Source organism: Xanthomonas bromi (genome assembly GCF_900092025.1).
Lineage (GTDB): Bacteria > Pseudomonadota > Gammaproteobacteria > Xanthomonadales > Xanthomonadaceae > Xanthomonas > Xanthomonas bromi.
In genome coordinates, this window is record NZ_FLTX01000002.1 from 1 (window position 1) to 21,666 (window position 21,666).

20 protein-coding genes and 1 pseudogene are annotated in these 21,666 nt (G+C 64.1%); 10 read left to right on the forward strand and 11 right to left on the reverse strand.

Annotated elements, in window-relative coordinates; translation table 11 throughout:
* From XBLMG947_RS00135 to rfbD, 3 genes and pseudogenes are all read left to right on the forward strand, one after another.
* Positions 1-234, forward strand: a pseudogene (locus XBLMG947_RS00135) (glucose-1-phosphate thymidylyltransferase); the annotation flags it as partial.
* Positions 231-788 carry a dTDP-4-dehydrorhamnose 3,5-epimerase gene (rfbC, locus tag XBLMG947_RS00140; RefSeq protein ID WP_065465849.1) on the forward strand — a complete coding sequence of 186 codons (558 nt, stop codon included), beginning with the start codon at positions 231-233 and terminating at the stop codon, positions 786-788. The pseudogene XBLMG947_RS00135 and the gene rfbC, both read left to right, overlap by 4 nt.
* Positions 785-1,693, forward strand: a complete 909-nt coding sequence (rfbD, locus tag XBLMG947_RS00145) for a dTDP-4-dehydrorhamnose reductase (protein ID WP_065465850.1) — start codon at positions 785-787, stop codon at positions 1,691-1,693. The genes rfbC and rfbD overlap by 4 nt, the downstream gene beginning before the upstream one ends.
* Before the next feature lie 116 nt (positions 1,694-1,809).
* Here rfbD and XBLMG947_RS00150 read toward each other — a convergent pair whose 3' ends face one another.
* Positions 1,810-3,219 carry a mannose-1-phosphate guanylyltransferase/mannose-6-phosphate isomerase gene (locus XBLMG947_RS00150; protein ID WP_065465851.1) on the reverse strand — a complete coding sequence of 470 codons (1,410 nt, stop codon included), beginning with the start codon at positions 3,217-3,219 and terminating at the stop codon, positions 1,810-1,812.
* A gap of 46 nt (positions 3,220-3,265) precedes the next feature.
* On the reverse strand, positions 3,266-4,612 hold the full coding sequence (locus XBLMG947_RS00155) for a phosphohexomutase domain-containing protein (RefSeq protein WP_065465852.1): 1,347 nt from the start codon (positions 4,610-4,612) through the stop codon (positions 3,266-3,268).
* Between the two features lie 133 nt (positions 4,613-4,745).
* Here XBLMG947_RS00155 and XBLMG947_RS00160 point away from each other — a divergent pair, with 133 nt between their 5' ends.
* Both XBLMG947_RS00160 and XBLMG947_RS00165 read left to right on the forward strand, forming a co-directional pair.
* Positions 4,746-5,477, forward strand: a complete 732-nt coding sequence (locus XBLMG947_RS00160; protein WP_065465853.1) for a CoA transferase subunit A — start codon at positions 4,746-4,748, stop codon at positions 5,475-5,477.
* Positions 5,477-6,106 carry a CoA transferase subunit B gene (locus XBLMG947_RS00165; protein WP_065465854.1) on the forward strand — a complete coding sequence of 210 codons (630 nt, stop codon included), beginning with the start codon at positions 5,477-5,479 and terminating at the stop codon, positions 6,104-6,106. The genes XBLMG947_RS00160 and XBLMG947_RS00165 overlap by 1 nt, the downstream gene beginning before the upstream one ends.
* A 58-nt stretch (positions 6,107-6,164) precedes the next feature.
* On the opposite strand, the gene XBLMG947_RS00170 is transcribed toward XBLMG947_RS00165, so the two are convergent.
* Positions 6,165-8,246 carry a glycoside hydrolase family 99-like domain-containing protein gene (locus tag XBLMG947_RS00170; RefSeq protein WP_065465855.1) on the reverse strand — a complete coding sequence of 694 codons (2,082 nt, stop codon included), beginning with the start codon at positions 8,244-8,246 and terminating at the stop codon, positions 6,165-6,167.
* Between the two features lie 2 nt (positions 8,247-8,248).
* Positions 8,249-9,898, reverse strand: a complete 1,650-nt coding sequence (locus XBLMG947_RS00175) for an electron transfer flavoprotein-ubiquinone oxidoreductase (protein WP_065465856.1) — start codon at positions 9,896-9,898, stop codon at positions 8,249-8,251.
* A 125-nt stretch (positions 9,899-10,023) separates the two neighbouring features.
* On the opposite strand from XBLMG947_RS00175, the gene XBLMG947_RS00180 reads away from it, so the two are divergent.
* Positions 10,024-10,623 (forward strand): alpha-ketoglutarate-dependent dioxygenase AlkB family protein, encoded by a 600-nt coding sequence (locus XBLMG947_RS00180; protein WP_065465857.1) that lies wholly within the window; start codon positions 10,024-10,026, stop codon positions 10,621-10,623.
* A 958-nt stretch (positions 10,624-11,581) separates the two neighbouring features.
* Here XBLMG947_RS00180 and XBLMG947_RS00185 read toward each other — a convergent pair.
* The 4 genes from XBLMG947_RS00185 to XBLMG947_RS00200 all read right to left on the reverse strand — a co-directional run bounded on the left by XBLMG947_RS00185 (position 11,582) and on the right by XBLMG947_RS00200 (position 15,192).
* Positions 11,582-12,226: an ABC-type transport auxiliary lipoprotein family protein gene (locus XBLMG947_RS00185; protein ID WP_065465858.1), complete on the reverse strand. Its 645-nt coding sequence runs from the start codon at positions 12,224-12,226 to the stop codon at positions 11,582-11,584.
* Complete coding sequence (locus XBLMG947_RS00190; protein WP_005991785.1) at positions 12,223-13,149, reverse strand: MlaD family protein; 927 nt, start codon at positions 13,147-13,149, stop codon at positions 12,223-12,225. The genes XBLMG947_RS00185 and XBLMG947_RS00190 overlap by 4 nt, the downstream gene beginning before the upstream one ends.
* A gap of 2 nt (positions 13,150-13,151) precedes the next feature.
* Positions 13,152-13,994, reverse strand: coding sequence for an ABC transporter ATP-binding protein (locus tag XBLMG947_RS00195; protein WP_065465859.1), 843 nt, complete (start codon positions 13,992-13,994; stop codon positions 13,152-13,154).
* An 85-nt stretch (positions 13,995-14,079) separates the two neighbouring features.
* On the reverse strand, positions 14,080-15,192 hold the full coding sequence (locus XBLMG947_RS00200; RefSeq protein ID WP_065465860.1) for an MlaE family ABC transporter permease: 1,113 nt from the start codon (positions 15,190-15,192) through the stop codon (positions 14,080-14,082).
* A 167-nt stretch (positions 15,193-15,359) separates the two neighbouring features.
* Between XBLMG947_RS00200 and XBLMG947_RS00205 the strand changes: the two genes are divergently transcribed.
* Positions 15,360-16,619, forward strand: a complete 1,260-nt coding sequence (locus tag XBLMG947_RS00205) for a threonine/serine exporter family protein (RefSeq protein WP_065465861.1) — start codon at positions 15,360-15,362, stop codon at positions 16,617-16,619.
* A gap of 58 nt (positions 16,620-16,677) precedes the next feature.
* Here the strand turns inward: XBLMG947_RS00205 and XBLMG947_RS00210 are convergent, their stop codons facing one another.
* The 3 genes from XBLMG947_RS00210 to XBLMG947_RS00220 form a co-directional block, all read right to left on the reverse strand.
* Positions 16,678-17,139: an H-NS histone family protein gene (locus XBLMG947_RS00210; RefSeq protein ID WP_065465862.1), complete on the reverse strand. Its 462-nt coding sequence runs from the start codon at positions 17,137-17,139 to the stop codon at positions 16,678-16,680.
* Between the two features lie 145 nt (positions 17,140-17,284).
* On the reverse strand, positions 17,285-18,979 hold the full coding sequence (locus XBLMG947_RS00215; protein ID WP_065465863.1) for a proline--tRNA ligase: 1,695 nt from the start codon (positions 18,977-18,979) through the stop codon (positions 17,285-17,287).
* Positions 18,980-19,250: 271 nt separating this feature from the next.
* Positions 19,251-19,652: a DUF4124 domain-containing protein gene (locus tag XBLMG947_RS00220; RefSeq protein WP_065465864.1), complete on the reverse strand. Its 402-nt coding sequence runs from the start codon at positions 19,650-19,652 to the stop codon at positions 19,251-19,253.
* A gap of 132 nt (positions 19,653-19,784) precedes the next feature.
* On the opposite strand from XBLMG947_RS00220, the gene pssA reads away from it, so the two are divergent.
* From pssA to rimI, 3 genes are read left to right on the forward strand one after another with little or no spacing between them, the layout of a single operon-like run.
* Entirely contained in the window at positions 19,785-20,558 is a 774-nt protein-coding gene (gene pssA / locus XBLMG947_RS00225; RefSeq protein WP_065465865.1) for a CDP-diacylglycerol--serine O-phosphatidyltransferase, read from the forward strand.
* Positions 20,559-20,592: 34 nt separating this feature from the next.
* Positions 20,593-21,036 (forward strand): alanine acetyltransferase, encoded by a 444-nt coding sequence (locus XBLMG947_RS00230; protein ID WP_181093088.1) that lies wholly within the window; start codon positions 20,593-20,595, stop codon positions 21,034-21,036.
* Complete coding sequence (rimI, locus tag XBLMG947_RS00235) at positions 21,033-21,515, forward strand: ribosomal protein S18-alanine N-acetyltransferase (RefSeq protein WP_065465894.1); 483 nt, start codon at positions 21,033-21,035, stop codon at positions 21,513-21,515. Before XBLMG947_RS00230 ends, rimI begins: the two co-directional genes overlap by 4 nt.
* Positions 21,516-21,666: the final 151 nt, after the last annotated feature.

Consider the following 21,666-nt stretch of genomic DNA (forward strand, 5'->3'; position numbering starts at 1 on the left):
GGGCGTGGCTATGCGTGGCTGGATACCGGGACGCATCAGTCGTTGCACGAAGCAGCCAATTTCATCGAGACCATCCAGATGCGGCAAGGTCTGCAGGTGTGTTGCCCGGAAGAAATCGCGTTTGGTCATGGCTGGATCGATGCCGAGCAACTGGAACGTCTGGCAGCACCGTTGCGAAAGAACGACTACGGCAAGTACCTGCACGAATTGGCGTTACGAGGAGTTGTTCCATGAAAGTGATTGAAACCAAGCTGTCTGGTTGCGTGGTGATCGAGCCGGCAGTGTTTGGCGATGAGCGTGGCTATTTCTTTGAAACATGGAATGCCGAGCGCTTTGGTCAGCACAACCTGCCGACCCGGTTCGTGCAGAGCAACGTTTCGACCTCTGTCAAGGGCGTGTTGCGAGGTCTGCATTACCAATGGCCGCGTCCGCAGGGCAAGCTGGTCAGCGTGCTCGAAGGCGAGGTCTACGACGTGGCCGTTGACGTACGTCATGGCTCGCCCACCTTCGGCCAGTGGGAGGCAGTGGTATTGAGCGCAGAAAACAAAAAGCAATTCTGGATTCCGGAAGGCTTTGCGCATGGCTTTGCGGTGCTGTCAGAGCGTGCGGTTTTCAGCTATCTGTGCACTGACGTCTACGTCAAGGAAGCCGATGCAGGCGTGCGTTGGGACGACGCGGCGATCGGGATCGACTGGCCGATCAGTGGCCCGGTGCTTTCCGCCAAGGATGCGGCTGCGCCGTTCCTGGCCGATGTGCCGGTCGAGCGCTTGCCGGTGTTTTCGCCGTGACCATCTTGGTGTTTGGCGCAAACGGGCAGGTCGGTACCGAATTGTTGCGCGCGCTTGCGGCAGATGGCGCGGTGACCGCGACCACGCGCAGTGGTCAATTGCCCGATGGCAGCGCTTGCGAAATTGCGGATTTCGACGCGCCGGACACGTTGCCCGGGTTGCTGGACCGCATCCATCCGACGGCTGTGGTCAATGCGGCTGCCTACACCGCGGTGGATCGTGCCGAGCAGGATCGCGACAGCGCACTGCGTGCAAATGGGCAATCTCCAGGTGTCATCGCGCAATGGTGTGCCGCGCACGCTGTGCCGTTGGTGCACTACTCCACCGATTACGTCTTCGACGGGCAGGGCACGGCGCCGTACCGCGAGGATGCACAGACCTCTCCACTCGGTGTATACGGCGAAACCAAGCTCGCTGGCGAGCAGGCGATTCGGGCGTCAGGCGCACAGCATCTGATCCTGCGCACTGCCTGGGTCTATGCCTCGCATGGCGCCAACTTCCTGCGCACGATGTTGCGGGTGGGTGCAGAGCGCGACGAGTTGCGGGTGGTAGCCGATCAGGTCGGAACACCGACGCCGGCGGCCTTGATCGCCGACGTCACTGCGCAGCTGCTGCGTCAGCGCACGCCCGATACGTCGGGTACCTGGCATCTCACCGCGGCTGGCCAGACCAGTTGGCATGGATTTGCCGAGGCCATCTTCGAAGAAGCGGTCAGTGCCGGTCTGCTGGAGCGTGCGCCGCGCGTGGTGCCGATCACGACGGCCGACTATCCGACACCGGCGAAGCGTCCGGCGTATTCGAGGTTGTCCATCGACAAACTGCAGAGCGATTTCGGTATCGAATTGCCCGAATGGCGCGTTGGTCTGCAGCGCGTGATTGCCGAGCTATCTGCGGTCAACAAGTAGCGCAACAACGACTCGATGATGACCGCATTGACTGCTGGCGCCTGACGCCAGGAATGCAAACAGCCGGGAATTCCCGGCTGTTTGGTCATGCAGTGCACTCTGTTACGAACGACCGATTACGCCCGGCCGTAGGTATCTTCGAAACGCACGATATCGTCTTCGCCCAGGTAGCTGCCGGACTGTACTTCGATCAGCTCCAGCGGCAACTTGCCCGGATTGCGCAGGCGATGCGTGACGCCCAACGGGATATAGGTACTCTGGTTTTCGGTCAGCAGCAGCACTTCTTCGCCACGCGTCACTTCGGCAGTGCCACTCACGACGATCCAGTGTTCGGCGCGGTGGTGGTGCATCTGCAGGCTCAGCACCGCACCGGGTTTGACGGTGATGCGCTTGACCTGGTGACGCTGGCCCATGTCGATGGAGTCGTATGCGCCCCACGGGCGATAGACCTTGCGGTGCCAGGTGGCCTCGGAGCGGCCAGCCGTCTTGATCTGGCTGACCACTTCCTTGACCTCCTGGATGCGGTCGCGGTGACCGACCAGCACGGCGTCCGGCGTCTCGACGACCACGACATCTTCCAGTCCGACCATGGCGATCAGGCGTGAGCCGTACGCATAGGTGTTCTGGCAATCGAGCTGGATGACATCGCCATGGTGTGCATTGCCTTGCGCATCCTGCTTGGAGACATCCAGCAGCGAGGACCACGAACCGACGTCGTTCCAACCTGCGTCCAACGGCACCACGACCGCGTCGGCAGTCTTTTCCATCACTGCGTAGTCGATCGAATCCGACGGGCTGGCTGCGAAGGCATCTTTGTCCAGACGGGTGAAATCGGCATCGCGCTTGCCGTTTTCCCACGCCTTCTGGCATGCATCGGCAATGGCGGGATGGAACTTGCGCAGTTCTTCCAGGTAACGCGACGCACGGAACAGGAACATGCCGCTGTTCCAGTAGTACTCGCCGCTTGCCAGATAGCCTTGCGCAGTCGCGAGGTCGGGCTTCTCGACGAAGCGCTCAACCGCGCTCGCACCAGTGCCAGCACCAGCGCTGGCCTTGATATAGCCATAGCCGGTTTCGGGTGCGGTCGGCTTGATGCCAAAGGTGACCAGTTTGCCCTGTGCTGCCGCTTCTGCGGCAACTTTTACTCCTGCCTGGAACGCGGCTTCGTTACCGATGACGTGGTCGGATGGCAGGACCAGCAACAGAGGGTCTGCGCCGTTGCGGGTCGCTTCGAGTGCTGCAACGGCAATTGCCGGCGCCGTGTTGCGTCCCTTTGGCTCCAGCAGGATCGCCGACGGCTTCACGCCCAACTGCTGCAACTGCTCGGCAGCCATGAAGCGGTGTTCTTCGTTGGCGACCACGATGGGGGAGTGGCCTGCGACCGGAGCCGCGCGCAGCCAGGTGGACTGCAACATGCTCTTGTCGCCAACCAGTGGCAGGAACTGCTTGGGGTAGGATTCGCGCGACAGCGGCCACAGGCGCGTGCCGGAGCCGCCGGACAAGATAATGGGTAGGACGTCGCTCATGGGCGGGGGAAACTCCAGTGCGTCAAAGTTGGGGGAGAATGGTAGATCAGCCGCGCAGCAAGGCGGAAATTTCCTGCGTACGCGTTTCCAGCAGTGCGGCGTCGCCGCGCGTTTCCACGTTCAGACGCAGCAGTGGCTCGGTATTGGAGCTGCGCAGGTTGAAACGCCATTCGCCAAAATCGGCGCTGATGCCGTCGGTGTCATCCAGCTCCGGCGACAGCGACGCATAGTGCTCCATCACCCGGGCAACTGACGCCTTCGCATCGGCCACCTTGAAGTTGATCTCGCCGCTGCAGGGAAATTTCTGCATGCGCGCTTCGACCAGGTCTGCCAGCGAGCGGCCGGATTGCGACACCAGCTCTGCGATCAGCAGCCACGGAATCATGCCGGAGTCGGCATAGGCGAACTTGCGGAAGTAGTGATGCGCGCTCATTTCGCCGCCATAGACGGCATTTTCGCTGCGCATCTTTTCCTTGATGAAGGCATGCCCGCTTTTGCACAGCACCGGAATGCCGCCGGCCTCTTCGACCTGCTCCACCGTGTTCCAGGTCAGACGCGGGTCGTGCACGACCTTGCCGCCCGGCTGCTTGGCCAAGATGGCCTGGGCGAGCAGGCCGACCAGGTAGTAGCCTTCGATGAAGCGACCGGTGTGATCGAAGAAGAAGCAACGATCGAAGTCGCCATCCCACGCAATGCCGAAATCGGCGCCGTGGTCCCTGACCGCCTTGGCGGTGGCGTCGCGGTTTTCCGGCAGCAGCGGGTTGGGAATGCCGTTGGGGAAGTTGCCATCGGGTTCATGGAACACGCGCACGAACTCGAACGGCAGATGCGGAGCGAGCAGATCGACGATCAGGCCGGCGCCGCCGTTGCCGGCATTGACTACGAGCTTGAGCGGCTTGAGCGTGCTGCGGTCCACGTAGCTGAGCAGGTGATCCAGGTACGCGGTCTTGTCGGTGCGGCTCTGCTCCGAGGCGGTGGGCTCGCCCGGCGCGGCGGTATCGGCGGCGACCGTGTCGCGGATGGCGAACAGGCCGGTGTCCGAGCTGATCGGCCGCGCTTGTTCGCGCACCAGCTTCATCCCGTTGTAGTCCATCGGGTTGTGACTGGCGGTGACCATCACGCCGCCGGCTGCCTTGAGGTAATCGGTCTGGAAATAGACCTCTTCGGTGCCGCACAGGCCGATATCGATCACTTCACGGCCGCTGGCGCGCAGGCCGGCTGAAAGCGCTTCCTGCAACGCCGGGCTGGCCAAGCGTACGTCGTGGCCCAGGACCACCGGCCCCTGATCCAGCTGCGCCGCCAGCGCCACGCCGATGCGGCGGGCCAAGTCCTCGTTGAGTTCATCCGGCACGCGGCCGCGAATGTCGTAGGCCTTGAAGGCGGGTAGCGTCATGGGCAAATCCTGAGATGGGGGACACCCGAGTTTAGCGGCTGCGCCGTGTCTTGGGTGTGGCGGAATTGCGACCGGGGACAGGGAACAGTCAGCGGATAGAATGGGCGCTTCACATCAGCGGGTGAGGGCGGTGATGCGCAGTGAAGGACGTGGTACGGCAGGCGGCAAACGCTACGCCGATACCAAGGCAGCGCTGAATGGGGTACTGGCGGACGGCCAGATCCTGGCGGTGGGGGGCTTTGGGTTGTGTGGCATTCCGGAGGCATTGATTGCAGCCGTGCGTGACAGTGGGGTTGGCGGGTTGACCGTGATCTCGAATAACGCGGGCGTCGATGGTTTCGGGCTTGGTCAATTATTGGCCACCCGGCAGATCCGCAAGATGATTTCGTCCTACGTGGGCGAAAACAAGGAATTCGAACGCCAATACCTGGCGGGCGAACTCGAGCTGGAGTTCAATCCGCAAGGCACCCTGGCCGAGCGTTTGCGCGCGGGCGGGGCGGGAATTCCCGCGTTCTACACCGCCACCGGCTACGGCACGATCGTGGCCGAGGGCAAGGAAACGCGCGAATTCGACGGCAAGCATTACGTGCTGGAAACCGCACTGCACGCCGATGTGGCGCTGATCAAGGCATGGCGCGCCGATACCGCGGGCAATCTGGTGTTCCGCAAGACGGCACGCAATTTCAATCCCGCCTGCGCCATGGCCGGGCGCGTGTGCATCGCCGAGGTCGAGGAAATCGTGGAGCTGGGCGTTATCGACCCGGATCAGGTGCATCTGCCTGGCATTTACGTAGACCGCTTGGTGCTCAACGCCACGCCGGAAAAACGCATCGAACAGCGCACCGTGCGCGAAGGACAGCCCTGATGGCCTGGACCAGAGACCAGATGGCCGCACGTGCGGCACGCGAACTGACCGATGGCGCCTACGTCAATCTGGGCATCGGCTTGCCGACGTTGGTCGCCAACCATATCCCCGAGGGCGTGGATGTCTGGCTGCAATCGGAGAACGGCCTGCTCGGCATTGGCCCGTTTCCTACCGGAGACGACGTGGATGCAGACCTGATCAACGCAGGAAAGCAGACCGTGACCGCGCGCGCCGGTGCCAGCTATTTCGGGAGCCACGATTCGTTCGCGATGATCCGTGGCGGCCACATCGACTTGGCGATTTTGGGCGCAATGCAGGTCACCGAGCGCGGCGACCTGGCCAACTGGATGGTGCCCGGCAAGATGGTCAAGGGCATGGGCGGCGCGATGGATCTGGTCGCCGGCGTCAAGCGCGTGGTGGTGCTGATGGAGCACGTCGCCAAGGACGGCAGCCATAAGATCCTGCGCGAATGCGACCTGCCGCTGACCGGGGTCGGCGTGGTGGACCGCATCATCACCGATCTCGCCGTGTTCGATGTCACAACAGAAGGGTTGGTGCTGGTGGAGGCCGCAGAGGGCGTGGAGTTGGAAGAGTTGCGCCGGAAGACCGGTGTTGAATTCGCTACCTAACCGAAAGACTATCTACGCAGCGACTAGCTCATGAGTAGCTAGCGACACGCACGGCGCCTCAGCGCGCCTTGCGTGCATAGCGGTAAGGCTCGGTTGCACCAGGTTGAGCGATTCCCTGCAGTTGTTCGATGGTTGCGACACGATTCCCGGAGTGGGTGACTGCAACCGCCAGGAAGCGTTCGATGGCATGGGCCAGCGTGCCATCGATCTGTCCCTGTTCGTTTTCGAATTCACTGGGATGCAAATGCGCATCCAATACCGGCCGCAGCGCTTCCAGCTTGACCCAGAACATGCTTCCCGATGCGAACACGCTGTGTTCGTTTATTGCGTCCGTGCCTGTGCGCACAGCGAGGTAATCGAGTGCATCGGCATTGCCGCCGATAAAGTCGCTGACAGGTAACAAGTGTTGCGCAGGCGCCGCAAGGCCGAGTAACGGATCGCCAGCGAATCCGCGCACGATTGCATCGACGTGCTGTGGTGCGAGCAATGCAGAGAGCATTTCACGCCGCCACCTATCTCCGTCCTCGCGATGGGTCGATTTTTTCGTATGCACTTTCAAGACCACTTGCTCGCCTTCGTCGAGCAATCGGTTGGCAACCTGCAAGAAAGGAAGAATATCGCGGCCACGATTTTCGAAGCCTTCCACCTGCGCCTGGAAACCGCGCTGCTGCAGGCGATGGCGAACCTGCGCCACCATGGTGATATCGGTAGTGACGACAAGCCGCAGCGATCGTCCGCACTGAGCAAGTGCGTCCAGGGCTTCGTCCAGCACATCGAGGTACCAGGCGTGCAAGACCACGCAGGCATCGTGTGGATCAGATCGGGTGACAACGTCTGCCGTGTGCAACAGCGCTTGCCGCGTCGCTTCCAGCCATGCGTACCCAAGGCGGGTATCGGGCTCGAGTACCGCACCTTCGGCCCACTCGTTCCACGCGTTGACGAACACCAGGCGGTGCGCAGGCGGCGCATTGTTCAGACGATGCCGCAGGGTACGCATGAGCCAGTCGCGATAGCGGCGTGGGGACGCATGCAGATAGATACGCCCCTTTCCCGAGCGCCGCGGTTCATTGTCCCAGCCGGGATTTACGCCCGGGTACAAGGTGTACTCGCGCAGCGGGCGCTGTTCCAGGTCGCGGGCGAGCTCTCGCCAGTCGAGTACATCGCCATTGAATGCTGGGTTTAGCAGACGCTGTCGCGCAGCCACCGAAGGTGGCGTGCTCATGTTCGGCGGGAATTCGACGGCAGCATCAAACCCGATGTCGCGCGGATCGGGACGTTCGAACCCCTGCACATAAGCAAGGTGGATCTCGCCGATTCCGTGATTGCGACACCAACCACGCCAGCGCTCGGTCGTCTGTGCGGGCTCGGGCAGCAAGTTTGGCCGGTACACCAACAGCACCGGGCGCCCTTCGATGCGCAGGTACTTCGGATTGCGCATGTAAGTTGCAACATGTGCGATAAAAGCCAGGTCGTCGTCCGCATCATGTGCTTGATCGATCAGGATATCGTCGCCGCGGCCATCCCAGCGGCGTGCCCACTTTTCATTGGCCCAGCAAAGACAGAACGGCAGAGTGATCGTGGCATCTTCGTGCCACTGGGTGATCGGCATTTCCAGCAGGGTCTTGCCAGCGAACCAATAGAAATAAAAACAAAAGGCGCCGAGACCATACTCTTGCGCAAGGCGCGCTTGCTCGCGCATGACATGGGGAGTGCGAAGGTCGTAGAAGCCCAGGTCTGCCGGTAATCTGGGCTGTTGATGGCCTTCGAACTGGGGGAGCGCCCGGCTGACGTTGCGCCATTCGGTGAAGCCTTTGCCCCACCACGCATCGTTTTCGGGGATTGGATGGAATTGCGGCAGATAAAACGCGATCAGCTTCGCAGGAAGCGTTTCAGGCAGGGCGGTGGTGCTATAGGGGACGTAGCCAATCGCCGCTTCGTCGCTGCGCACTGCTGGCCGTCGCGAGTTGCCATGGCGTAGACGGCCGCGCGCAGGCTCCGGTACCCAGTCTGCATGGCGATCCAGAAACCAGCCGCGCCAGCGGTCGCGCGTCGCGTCACTCAACGGGATCGCACGGAATCCTGCACGCAGCAGTCCGAAGACATAAGTGCGCAGCCGCGACTGCATTGAGCGACCAGACACACTCACAGATTCTGGTAGTTCGGACCCGAACCACCCTCCGGTGTGACCCAGGTGATGATTTCGTAGGGGTCCTTGATGTCGCAGGTCTTGCAGTGCACGCAGTTGGCGGCATTGACCTGCAGGCGCTTGCCGGAGGGGCTGGCGGTGTCTGCGACCATTTCGTAGACATTGGCCGGGCAGAAGCGGGTGCAGGGGTTGTCGTATTCTTCCACGCAACGGGTGGCGCACACATCGGTATCCAACACCTTCAGGTGGACGGGTTGGTCTTCATCGTGCTCGGTGGCGGCGAAATAGACGCCTTGCAAGCGATCGCGCGGTGCGAGTTCGCGGGTGACGTAGTCACGCTTGGGTTGCTCGTACTCGCCAAGCTTGTGCAACGCCGACCAGTCGGGTTTGTTCTTCAGCGTCCACGGTGAAGCACCCTTCAGCGCGGTTTCCCAGGCGGCGTTGAGCAGGCCGAACCACAGGCCCTTCTTGAAACCGGGCTTGATGTTGCGGACTTGCTTCAGCTCGGTCATGACGTCGGAGGCGCGCAGTTTGGCGTCGAAGCCTTGCGGGACCAGTTGCGACTGCACCAGGTGTTCGGCAGCCAGCATGCCGCTGCGGATCGCCTGATGGGTACCCTTGATCTTGGGCACGTTGAGCAGGCCGGCGGTATCTCCGATCAGCAGGGCGCCGGGCATTTCCACTTTCGGCAGCGATTGCCAGCCGCCGCTGACGAGTGCGCGAGCGCCTGCAGAAAGGATGCTGCCGCCTTCCAGCAACGGCTTGATCATCGGGTGATTCTTCCATTGCTGGAAGGCTTCCCACGGCTGGTAGGCAGGGTCGCTGTAGTCCAGACCGCTCACGTAACCCAGTGCGATCTGGTTGTTGTTCAAGTGATACACAAAGCTGCCGCCATAGGTGCGGTTGTCGGCCGGCCAGCCGATGGTGTGCACGATCTTGCCCGGCGTAACGCGGCCTTCGGGCACCTGCCATAGCTCCTTGATGCCGATCGAATAGCCCTGCGGGTCGCTGTCGGCGGTGAGGTCGAAGCGCTTCAGCAACCGCTTGGTCAGGTGTCCGCGTGCACCTTCTGCAAGCACGGTGACCTTGGCGCGGATGTCGATGCCGGCCGTATAGCCGGGCTTGTGCGAGCCGTCTTTGGCCACGCCCATGTCGCCGATACGCACGCCCACTACCTGGCCGCTATCGTCGTGCAGGGTGTCGGCGGCGGCAAAGCCGGGGTAAATTTCCACGCCCAGCGCTTCGGCCTGCGGAGCGAGCCAGGCGCACATCGCGCCCAGGCTGACGATGAAATTGCCATGGTTGCGCATACCCGGCGGCACCACCGGGAACTTGCGCGCGCTGTCCTTGCCGAGGAACCAGAATTCGTCGTCGGCGGCGGCCACGCAGATCGGCGGCGGGTTGTCGCGCCAGCCCGGCAGCAGCGCATCCAGCGGACCGGGTTCGATCACCGCGCCGGAGAGGATGTGCGCGCCGATGGTGCTGGATTTTTCGATCACGCACACGCTCAACTCGGGGTTGAGCTGCTTGAGCCGGATCGCAAACGACAGCCCGGCCGGACCGGCACCGACGGTGACGACGTCGTATTCCATCACATCACGTTCGACCGTCTCTGACGCTTGCGCGCCGATTCCCGCTTCCGACATTGCTCCACTCCCGTTGGCTCGATGGCTGGTGCGTATTTTCCGGGATTGCATGTGATGGCGGCAAATCGGCGCGATTCATCCGCTGCCGACGGCGCGGTCTGGGCACGCGTGCTAGCGTTTGGCCCATGAAGATCGAGGTGGCATTGCCGGGAGCGCAGATCAGCTGGCAGCGCGGATGGCTGGACGCGGCGCACGCCGATGCGTTGCTGCAGGCCCTGCTGGACCAGGTGCAGTGGGAGGTCCATCGCATCCGCATGTTCGGGCGGGTGGTGGATTCGCCGCGCCTGAGCAGCTGGATCGGTGATGCCGATGCCAGCTATCGCTACTCGGGCACGCAGTTTGCGCCGCAGCCGTGGCTTGAGGTGTTGCGGCCAGTGCGCGCCCGTCTGCAGGATGAAACCGGTTGCCCGTTCAACAGCGTGCTGGTGAACCGCTACCGTAGCGGCGCCGATGCGATGGGCTGGCATAGCGACGACGAGCCGGAGCTGGGCGCGCAACCGGTGATCGCATCGCTCAGCCTGGGCGCTGCGCGGCGCTTTGCGTTCAAGCATCGCGACGATGCGGCGCTGAAGCAGACGCTGGAACTGGGCCACGGCGATCTGCTGGTGATGGGCGGAGAGACCCAGCGCCATTACAAACACGCCTTGCCGCGCACCGTAAAGCCGGTCGGCGAGCGCATCAATTTGACCTTTCGTCAGATTGCGATGCGCGCGTCCCCGCGATAGGAGCGGCTAACAAAACGTCGCGAGCGGTCGCCTGCCGACGCGCGCAGGTCTTTTGTCAGCCTTATCGTGGTGGATGCAGTCAGAAGTCCGGGTCAAACGCTGAGTCTGTCGAGCGCGCGGTGCCCTCACCGCTCGCGGGACACGCCGTGAACCCGTCCATGGAGGCTCGGTGGCGGCATCCATGCCGCCACACGGTCCCGCAAGCGGCGAGGACACCGCACCAGACCGTTTGCCGGTGGTTTTATTGAAGAACAAAACCACCGCGTCGCGCGATTTCGGGGGGTGCTGCTTGCTGTGCCGGAACCCTGGGCACCGATCAACGCGACTGGTCCTTGCCCGCTCACCGTCGCGGGACCCTTGGCGGCATGGATGCCGCCAAGGAGCGTACAAGGACGTACTTGCAGCGTGTCCCGCGAGGGTGGGCGGGCAAGGGCCCTGCAGCAAGCTACAGACCAACCGCCCGACAGCTGCACCACCCGCGTTAGCCAATCATTTCAGGATGCCGAGATTTTGCGCGTTGCGTGCGCTGGCTATCTTCAAGCCTGGTGGGTCGAGCGCGCGGTGCCCTCACCGCTCGCGGGACACGCCGTGAATCCGTCCATGGAGGCTCGGTGGCGGCATCCATGCCGCCAACGGTCCCGCAAGCGGCGAGGACACCGCACCAGACCGTTGGCTGGTGGTTTTGCTAAAGAGCGAAATCACCGCGTCGCGCGGTTAGGAGTGGCTGGTTGCTCTGCCGAAACCCTGGGCACCGATCAACGCGACTGGTCTTTGCCCGCTCACCGTCTCGGGACCCTTGGCGGCATGGATGCCGCCAAGGAGCTTACAAGGACGTACTTGCAGCGTGTCCCGCGAGGGTGGGCGGGTAACGATCCGGCAGCCAGGTCGCAGATCAGCCACCCTGCAATAGATCGGTGTGAAGTAGTTTCGTTAGACGCTTTAAGTTTGTCGCTTGGGCTTACAACGAATGCGGCAAGTTCTGGCTGTCCTGCTGCCCGGTGATCAAGGTCCAGCCCACCAGTTCGGTGGTGACCTGCGTCATCGCCTGCTCGAAGGCTGCGGCGACCGCGGCGGTGTCGGTGCTGGTGGACGGGCGTGCGACCAGGAAGGTGCGCGAGGCGGCCACGCGTTGATCGGACGAATGCAGCAGCTTGGCGTTGAGTTCGATGGTGGCCGAGGGCACCGATTGGCCGGCGTAATCGGCTTCGAAGCGGCGCACGTCGATCGCCAGCTTGTAGTCCGAGCGGATCCCGGCGCCGATGCGCGCCACCGCGGCGATCTTGCCGGAGTCTTCGAACGCGCGCACCACGCTATCTTCCAGCATATCGGTAGCCGGTTGTGCCCAACCGGCGCCGTGATAGACCTGCAGCTCGCCCGGGGTGGGGCGCACGTTGATGCGCGGGCTGTCGATGAGGCGGGCTGCGCTCGGCTTGGCGACCGACAGCTGCCAGGTCACCTGCGGCCAGGTGGGATTGGGCGTGACGCGCACGGTGGGGGCATAGATCGTGGCCGGCTTCTTGTCGCTACCGGTCAGGACCGAGCAGCCGCCCAGCGCCAGTAACGAGAGGCACAGCAGGGGACGCAACAGGCGCATGGCAGTCATTTCGGTTCGAACTCCTTGGGTGCGTCGCGGCCGAGCAGGTAGCGCGCAGGGTTGTTGTCCAGTTTGTCGCTGACCCGGCGCAGGTCGCGGATCAGGCCGCGCAATTCGGTCAGTGTCGGTCCGAGCTGGCCCAGGCCGTCGTTGGCGAAGCTGTTGATGGCCGCGCGGTTCTCGCCAAGGATGTTGTCGGCGTTGCCGGCAGCCGAATCCAGCTTGACCAGCGTTGCATCCAGCTTGTTCAAGATGCCCGGCAGTTGCTGCACCAGATTCTGATCCAGCCGCTTGATGGTGCCGTTGGTGGTGGTCAGGGTGGTGTCGAGATTGCGCGCGGCATCGCGCGCGCTGACGATCAGCGCCTGCATGCCTTCGTCGCGATCGGCGATCCCGCCGCTGATTTTTTCCAGGTTCTGCAGCGTGGCCGAAATGCTGGCCACGTTCTTGTCCGAGAGCATCTCGTCCATGCGCTCGACGATGCGGTTGGCGGTGTCGGTGATGTTCTGCAGCGCCGAGGGCGTGGTCTGGATGATCGGCGCATCGCTCTTGTCGATGGTGGTCAGCGACGGCGCCTCGGGCGTGCCGCCGGAGAGCTGGATGATCGACGGGCCGGTCAGGCTGGTGATGGCGAGCTTGGCGCGGGTATCGCTCTTGATCGGCGTGGTGGAGTTGACCCGCACGTGTGCGACCACCTGGCGCGGATCGTTCGGCGCCAGGGTCAGCTCGGTGATCGAGCCGACCGCGATGCCGTTGTATTGCACCGGGCTGCCGACCGACAGGCCGGTGACGGCCTCGCGGAACACCACCCGGTATTGCTGCCAGGTGCGGTCGGACGAATATTTCGCGGCCCATAGCCCGAACAGCAGCAAGGCCAGGCCTGCCACGATGGTGAAGGCGCCGATCAGGACGTAATTGGCTTTGGTTTCCATGCTCAGGCGGTCTCGGTGGAGTCGGTCTTGGCCGCGCGCGCGGCGCGGGCGCGCGGACCGTGGAAATATTCCTGGATCCAGGGGTGGTCGATCTGCTCGACCTCGGCCAGCGGCGCGTTGGCGATCACCTTGCGATCGGCCAGCACCGCGATGCGGTCGCAGATGGCGTACAGCGTATCCAGGTCGTGGGTGATCAGGAACACGGTCAGGCCCAATGCCTGCTGCAGGGTGCGGATCAAACGGTCGAAGGCGGCCGCGCCGATCGGGTCCAGCCCGGCGGTGGGTTCGTCCAGGAACAGCAGCGGTGGGTCCAGTGCCAGCGCCCGCGCCAGACCGGCGCGCTTGCGCATGCCGCCGGACAATTGCGAGGGCAGTTTGTCCAGTGCATCGGCCGGCAGGCCGGCCAGCTTGATCTTCAGCAGCGCCAGCTCGAAATACCAGCGCTCCGGAAACTCGCCGTGGTGTTCTTTCAACGGCACCTGCACGTTTTCGCCGACGGTCATCGACGAAAACAGCGCACCGTCCTGGAACAGCACACCGGTATTGCGGGTGATGTGCTGGCGGTCGACAAAGCGCCCGGAGCGCGCGTCCGCCCCCAGCACCTGGATGCTGCCGGCGTCGGGTTCGCGCAGGCCCAGGATGCTGCGCATCAGAACCGACTTGCCGGTGCCCGAGCCGCCGACCACGCCCAGGATCTCGCCGCGACGCACGTCCAGGTCGAGCTCTTCGTGGACGACCTGACTACCGAACCGGTTGGTCAGCCCGCGCACGGAGATCGCCAACTGGTCGTCGTCGGCATCAGTCTCGGTGCCGGGATGGGGGATTGGGGATTGGGGATTGGTCAAAGCACCTTGCTCCCAGATAGCAGTGCAAGTGCGTTGCTCACGCTCTGCACGAATCCCAAATCCCGAATATCGAATCCCCGCCTCATCACCACCCCATCTTCATGAACCACAACGCCGCAATCGCATCGAGGATGATGACCAAGGAAATCGTCTGCACCACCGAGGAGGTGGTGCGCTCGCCCACCGACTGGGCGGTGCCGCTCACTTTGAGCCCTTCCAGGCAGCCGATCAGGCCGATCACCAGCGCAAACAGCGGCGCCTTGGACAGGCCGACCAGGAAATGCCGTAACTGGATGGTCTCATGCATGCGCGCCAGGTACATCTGCGGCGGGATGTCCAGGTCGAACGCGCCCACGGTGACGCCACCGGCCAGGCCGGCGATCATCGCGATGAAGGTCAGCAGCGGCAGGGTGAAGATCAGCGCGAGCAGGCGCGGGATGACCAGCAGGTCGATCGGGTCCAAGCCCAGGGTACGGATGGCGTCTACTTCCTCGCGCGATTTCATCGCACCGATCTGCGCGGTGAACGCACTGGCGGTGCGCCCGGCCAGCACGATGGCGGTCAGCAGCACCGCGAACTCGCGCAGGAAGGCGATGCTGACCAGCTCCACCACGTAAATTTCCGCGCCGAAGTCGCGCAGGATGGTCGAACCCAGGAAGGCGATCACCGCGCCCACCAGATACGACAGCAGCACTACCAGCGGCACCGCATCCAGGCCCACCTGCTCCATGTGATGCACGGTGGAGGTCAGGCGGAAGCGGCGCGGCTCGTGGATCAGCCGCATGATCTTGACCAGGTTCTCGCCTAGAAAACTGTTGAGCTCCAGAATGCCCTGGCCGACCCCGTGGGTGGTGCGGCCCAGGCGATCCAGCGCGGCGACGAAGCCGTAGTCGCGCTTGGGCTTGGGGCGCTCGTCGTTGAGTTCCTCGATGGTGCACACCAGCGCCTGGTGCTCGTCGCGGAAATCGATCGCGTCTTCCTTCAGGCCGATGCGGCTGGCGAAGCGCAGCAGTTGCAGCACGCCGGCCGAATCCAGTTGCGCGATGCCGCGCGCGTCGATGCGCCGAATGCCATCGGGCACGGTCTGCAGCAGTTCCGCCTGCGGCAAGGCGGTCGCCAGGACCCAACTGCCCGCGAGCCGGAGCTGTGCCTGATCTTGCGAGTCTTGTTCGATGCGTGGGGGTTGCGGTTTGATCATGGGTGGCCTGTCCGTGGCGCCAGCATACAGCGCCGATGTGAGCGACGGATGGGTGCGCGACAGCAGTGGTATGCCTGCAGCCGGCGATGAGGCGCCCGCAACGCGCGCTGCGGCATACACTGACGGTCTCGCCGGACACGGCGTTTCTCCGATCCGACCCGTCACGCATGTCCGCTGCCACCCTTGTCCTCCCCTCCGCCAGCGCCACCTACGCCCAGCGCGTCGCCTTCGTGTCCGAAATCGCCGGGCGCCTGCATTCCTATGGCACCACTGCGCAACGGCTGGAGGCCGCCTTGGTCGGGTTGTCGCAGAAGCTGGGCCTGGACTGCGAGCCCTGGTCCAACCCCACCGGCATCATCCTGAGCTTCAGCGACCCGACCAAGGCCATCGGTTCCAGCGATATCACCCGGGTGATTCGCCTGGCCCCGGGGGAAAACGATCTGTACAAGCTCAGCGTGGCCGACTACGTGGCCGACAGCGTGGCCAACGGCCGCATGAGCATCGCGCAGGGCCACACCGCATTGCGCCGGCTGGACCGCGAGGTGGACCGGCGCGGCAAGACCATGCAGGTACTGGCCTTCGGGCTGGCTGCAGCCGGCGTGGCCGGGCTGTGGAAGCTGCCATGGCTGGATATCGCCACGGCGGGGGCGATCGGCATGTCGATCGGCCTGCTCACCCAATACACCGACAAGCGCGCTGCCACCAAGGAAGCCGGCGAAGCGCTGGCCGGCCTGCTGGCCGGGGTGGTGGCGGCGCTGGTGGCCTCCCTGCTGGGGCCGTTGAATCTCAATACCGTGATCATCGCCTCGCTGGTGGTGCTGCTGCCGGGCATGTCATTGACCAATGCATTCAACGAGTTGGCTAGCCAGCACTGGGTCTCCGGCACGGCGCGCCTGGCCGGTGCGGTCACCACCGTGCTCAAGCTGACCGTGGGTGCGGTCATCGCGGTGACGCTGACTCAGCTGCTTGGCCTGCATCCTCAGGTAGCCGCGTTGCGGCCACAGGCCGGCTGGGTGGAATGGGCGTCGTTAGTGGTGGCCGCTTATGCGTTTGCGGTGTTGTTCAAAGCCAATCGACGTGATTATTTATGGATCATGACGGCGGCCATGTCCGGATATGTCATTGCGCGTTATGCGGGGCATGCCTGGGGCGGGCCGGCCGGGGTATTCGCCTCGGCCATGACATTGACCGCTGCGGGAAATCTTTTCGGGCGAGTGGTCCACAAACCCGGCGCGCTGATCCGGTTGCCCGGCATCATCATGCTGGTTCCGGGTAGCGTCAGTTTGCGTGGCTTTTTGACCCTGGTGCAGCAACAGGATGTCACCGTGGGACAAGCCGCACTCTTGGCAGTGACCAATATCGTGATGGCATTGATGGCCGGATTGCTGTTCGGCAATCTGCTCGTTCCGGCCCGCAAGAATTTATGAGCAGGAAAACATCGCGCAATAAAAACGCCGGCATTGCCGGCGTTTTTATTGGCTTGAATCAAGCGGCCTTGGACTTCTTGGTGGCGCGCTTGGTGACGGTTTTGCGCGGCGAGGCCTTCTTTGCTGGAGCCTTCTTCGCACCGCCGACCTTGCTGATCAGAAAGTCTTCGACTTTCTTGCCGGCGGCGGTCAGCTCGGCCAGCCAGCGCGGCTGCTTGCCACGGCCGGTCCAGGTTTCCTGGATGTTGGCGGGATTGCGATACTTCGGCGGGACCTTACCCAGCTTGCGACCGGCACGCGGGCCCGGCTTGCCGGCAGCAGCCGGACGGCCCGGGCCAGCACTGGCGGAAGCGCCAAAGAGTTCTTCAATGGAATAACCCTGGGCTTTCGCAGCGCGGGTCAGCTGCGTACGAACCTTGGCAATCGGGGCGCGCTTGGCAACCACCGTCTGCTGCTTCTTTGCATTTTTGATCAGGGCGCTCAACTGCTTGGCCGACAGGCCGCTAAGATCGATCGACATCAACTACTCCGGAAAATGTAGAGAGAAAGAATGCCGGTCCATGGCAGCGATGACCATCATAAAGTGAGAAAACCGGCATGACAAATGCGCCGAAATAATTCGGCGCTTTGCGTTCATCCATTTGAAGCCGATGGCGGCTGTTTGATCAATGCCCCAGGCGGGAGAATAACCCGGCTTTATCCAGGTTTTCTGCCGCATCGGCGGTGCGGGCGCGATATTCAAATGTGCCGGCCGCCAAACCGCGTTCCGAGACCACCACCCGATGCGGAATGCCTAGCAGTTCCATATCGGCGAACATCGCGCCCGGGCGCAGTCCGCGGTCGTCCAAGGCGGCATCCAGGCCGGCGGCAATCAATTCGTCCAGCAACGCCTGGGCGGCAGCGAGCACCTGTGGGTCCTGCTTGGGATTGATCACGCAGACCACCACCTGCCACGGCGCCATCGGCGCGGGCCAGATGATGCCGGCGTCGTCATGGTTCTGTTCGATTGCCGCGGCCACGATGCGCGAAATCCCGATGCCGTAACAGCCCATCTTCATCACGGCCACCCTGCCGCCCTCGTCGATGACGGTGGCCTGCAGCGCCTGCGCGTACTGGCTGCCCAGCTGGAACACATGGCCCACTTCGATGCCGCGGGCCAGGCGCAGTTCGCCGCCATCGGCCGCGCGCTCGCCTTCGACCACGTTGCGCACATCGGCCACGGTCTCCGGTTCGGGCAGGTCGCGGCCCCAGTTGACACCGACCAGATGCGCGCCGGACACATTCGCGCCAACCACGAAATCGGCCAGTGCCGCGACATCGCGGTCGGCCACCACGCGCACCGGGCGCGCGGTGTTCACCGGTCCCAGGAAGCCGGGCTCGCAGCCAAGGTGCTCCCGGATCTCGGTCTCGTTGGCCAGGCGGTAGTCGGCCAGGCCGGCCACCTTGGCCAGCTTGATTTCGTTGACCGCGTGGTCGCCACGCACCAGCACCAGCACAAAGCCTGCCTCGGTCATCACTGCCACCGACTTGACCGTGCGCTGCAGCGCGATGCCGAGCAACTGGGCAACGTCCTGGCAAGTCTTTTGGGTGGGCGTTGCCACCTGTTGCATCGCTTCGTTTGCGTCGGCGCGCGGGGCAGGCGGTGCTGCACTGGCGGTTTCCACGTTGGCGGCGTAATCGGAAGCCGTGGAAAACGCCAGCGAGTCTTCGCCGGAGTCGGCGATGACGTGGAATTCCTGCGAGGCATCGCCGCCGATGGCACCGGAATCGGCCTGCACGGCGCGGAAATCCAGTCCCAGGCGGGTAAAGATGCGGGTATATGCGGCGCGCATGTTGTCGTATTCGCGCGCCATGTCTTCGTCGGTGAGATGGAACGAATACGCGTCCTTCATCAGGAACTCGCGCGCACGCATGACGCCGAAGCGCGGGCGGATTTCATCGCGGAATTTGGTCTGGATCTGATAGAAATTCAGCGGCAGCTGCTTGTAGCTGTTGATTTCCTGGCGCGCGAATTCGGCCGCGGCCTCTTCGGCGGTGGGGCTGTAGCAGAACTCCTGCTCCTTGCGGTCCTTGATCTTGAGCAGTTGCCCACCGAACTTTTCCCAACGGCCGGTGGCGTCCCACAGCTCGCGCGGCTGGATGGTGGGGAACAGGACTTCCACCGCGCCGGCGCGGTTCATCTCTTCGCGCACGACGGCTTCGACCTTGCGCAGCACGCGCAGACCCAGCGGCGACCAGGTGTACAGCCCGGAGGCCAGCTTGCGGATCATGCCCGCGCGCAGCATCAGACGGTGGCTGACCAGTTCGGCGTCGGCCGGGGTTTCCTTGGTGGTGTGCAGGTGGAACTGGGAAAGACGCATCGGGCTTCGCTTGGGCGGAAAGCGGATAGTTTGCCAGTGTCGCGCCCTGCCGGTCATCGGCCAGTGGCTGGGCGGTGCTGCGTAGCGGCAGGGGGGCGTTCGGCGTGCCTGATCAGGCGGTCGTGATGCCGGGGCGTCGGCCTGCGGTGCGGGCCCGGCCACAGGGCTGAGGAGGTGGCCGCGCCGCCTTCGACACACAGGGCGCCAACGGTGCGGTGCGTCGTCTCACTCTCAAACGGCCTGATAGCCGCATACGCTGCTCGGCCCGAACTCAGATCGCCGGGCCGCCGGTCGCCGCCGGCTTGCAATAGGCCTTGGCGGCGGCTTCGGCCAGATTGCGCTGCGCGGCGCGTGCGTCCGGGTCCAGCGGGGTGCCGGGCTTGCCGTCGGTGCCGGCGCCCATGGTCACCTCGCCCTTGCCACTGAGCAGCTCCAGGTTGCGGCGTGCGGTGAGGCAGTCGGTCGATTCCGGGGTGGCGGTCTCCGACGCGGCGATGGCCGCGGTGCCGCTGCGCGCATCGATCCGGCGCGCTTCGTAGCGCTGGCCGGTCGGTGGCGGGGTTTCGGTGTAGTGGGTCACGCCCTTGGCGTCATTCCACTTATATATATCTGTGGCGCCTGCGGTGGCGCTGAGCAGCAGCAACAGGGCGCAAAGCCCGGACGACGGGTGCATGTGGCTTCCCCTGGATGATTCCCGCCGCGATTGCAGCATCCGCGGCCGGCGCTGGCAAGTGATCGGGTGCCTAAGGCATTGAACCCGCAAGCGCGCTACCGCCGGACGGACCTCAGGCCCTACACTTGCCGGATGGATGAAATGAGACCCCCCCCGCGCTCGCGCACGATTTACCTGCTGCCGAACCTGTTCACCACCGCCGGGCTGTTTTCCGGGTTTTACGCCATCATCGCCGCCGCCAATGGGCAGTTCGTCCAGGCCGCCATCGCGGTGTTCGTGGCGGCGGTGATGGATGGACTGGACGGCCGGGTGGCGCGCCTGACCAATACCAGCAGCGAATTCGGCGTGCAGTACGACTCGTTGGCCGATCTGGTCAGCTTCGGCATGGCCCCGGCACTGGTGATGTACCACTGGTCGCTATCGGCGTTGAAGTACGACAGCAACGTGATGGGCCGGGTCGGCTGGTCGGCCGCCTTTCTCTATGCGGCCTGCGCGGCGCTGCGGTTGGCGCGCTTCAATACCCAGGTTGGCGTGGTCGACAAACGCTGGTTCATTGGCCTGGCCAGCCCGGCGGCGGCCGGACTGATGATGTCGTTCGTTTGGGCCTTTGCCGACGACAGCCTTGGGTTCGATGGCGAGCAGCTGCGCTATGTCGCGCTTGCGATCACCGTGGTGTCGGCGCTGTTGATGGTCAGCCGGATCCGCTTCTGGAGTTTCAAGGGCGGTGCGCGCGGCCCGCGCGCCGACCGCGTGCCGTTCCTGGCGCTGGCGATCGCCACAGTGGTGATTGCGCTGCTGGTGATCGATCTGGCGCGTTCGTTCTTGGTCATCGGCGTGCTGTATGCCTTGTCCGGCCCGCTGATGTGGGTGTGGCGACGTTGGCGGCGCGTGCCCGAGCTGCCATGAGCGCGTTCTCGTGAGCCAGGCGCCGTCCGAGCCGATGTGGTCCGATCTGCAGGTCTCGTATCTGCAGGCCCTGGGACACACGGTGTATCTGGACCGCGATGCGGTCGATGCATTGCCCGCACATGTCGAGGTTGCCGAGCGCGTACCGATGGCCGCACCAGCGCACGTGGAGCGTGCGCCGCAGTCTGCAACGGCCCATGCGCCTGTCGCACGGCGCAGTGCACCGGCTGCACCGCCCGACGCGCCGCGCGCGCCCAGCGCTGCGCCAGCGTCGGCGCTGCAACGGCGTAACCGCGTCGGCATGCCGGATCGCCTGCAGATGGCCTTGCTGCGCGCGTCCGGCTGCAATCCGGGCGACCCCGCGACCCAGGCATTGATGGCGTCCTGGCCGCTGGCGGAACTGCGCGGCAATCCGGTTGCCAAGCGCGCGCTGTGGCCGCAGCTGCGCGCGCTGCGGCGGCGTCGGGATCCGGCGTGAGCGCATTGCACGCGCCGCAGTCCACCTCGCTGCGCGCCATGCGCGAGAGCGACCTGGATGGAGTGATGGAGATCGAACTCCGCGCCTATCCGTTTCCGTGGACGCGCAACATCTTTCGCGACTGCCTGCAGGCCGGCTATCCCGGCTGGGTGATGGAGCAGGGCGGTCGGGTCATCGGCTATGGCGTGATCAGCATCGCCGCCGACGAGGCGCACGTGCTCAACGTCTGCATCGCACCGGAGGCCCAATCGCAAGGGCACGGTCGCGCGTTACTGCGCGCGCTGATCAAGGGCGCCTGCGATCGTGGAGCGCGGCGTGCGTTTCTGGAAGTGCGCCCCTCCAATCCATCCGCGATCGCGCTGTACCACTCCGAAGGCTTCAACGAAATCGGCCGGCGCCCGCGCTACTACCCTTCCAACACCGGGCGCGAAGATGCACTGGTGATGGCGATCGAGTTGTTCTTCGAAGGATTCTCCTGAGCGCACGCAGCGGTCGCTGAGAATGCGGCTGGAGAATAGTGGTGCGGTGCGCGGCCAGCTTGCCGGCTGCCGACGATGATGGCTTTTGTGGCTGACATTTAGAGCAGCTAACAAAACTACTGCGCGGCCGCCAGGCGGGCGCGGCCGGTGC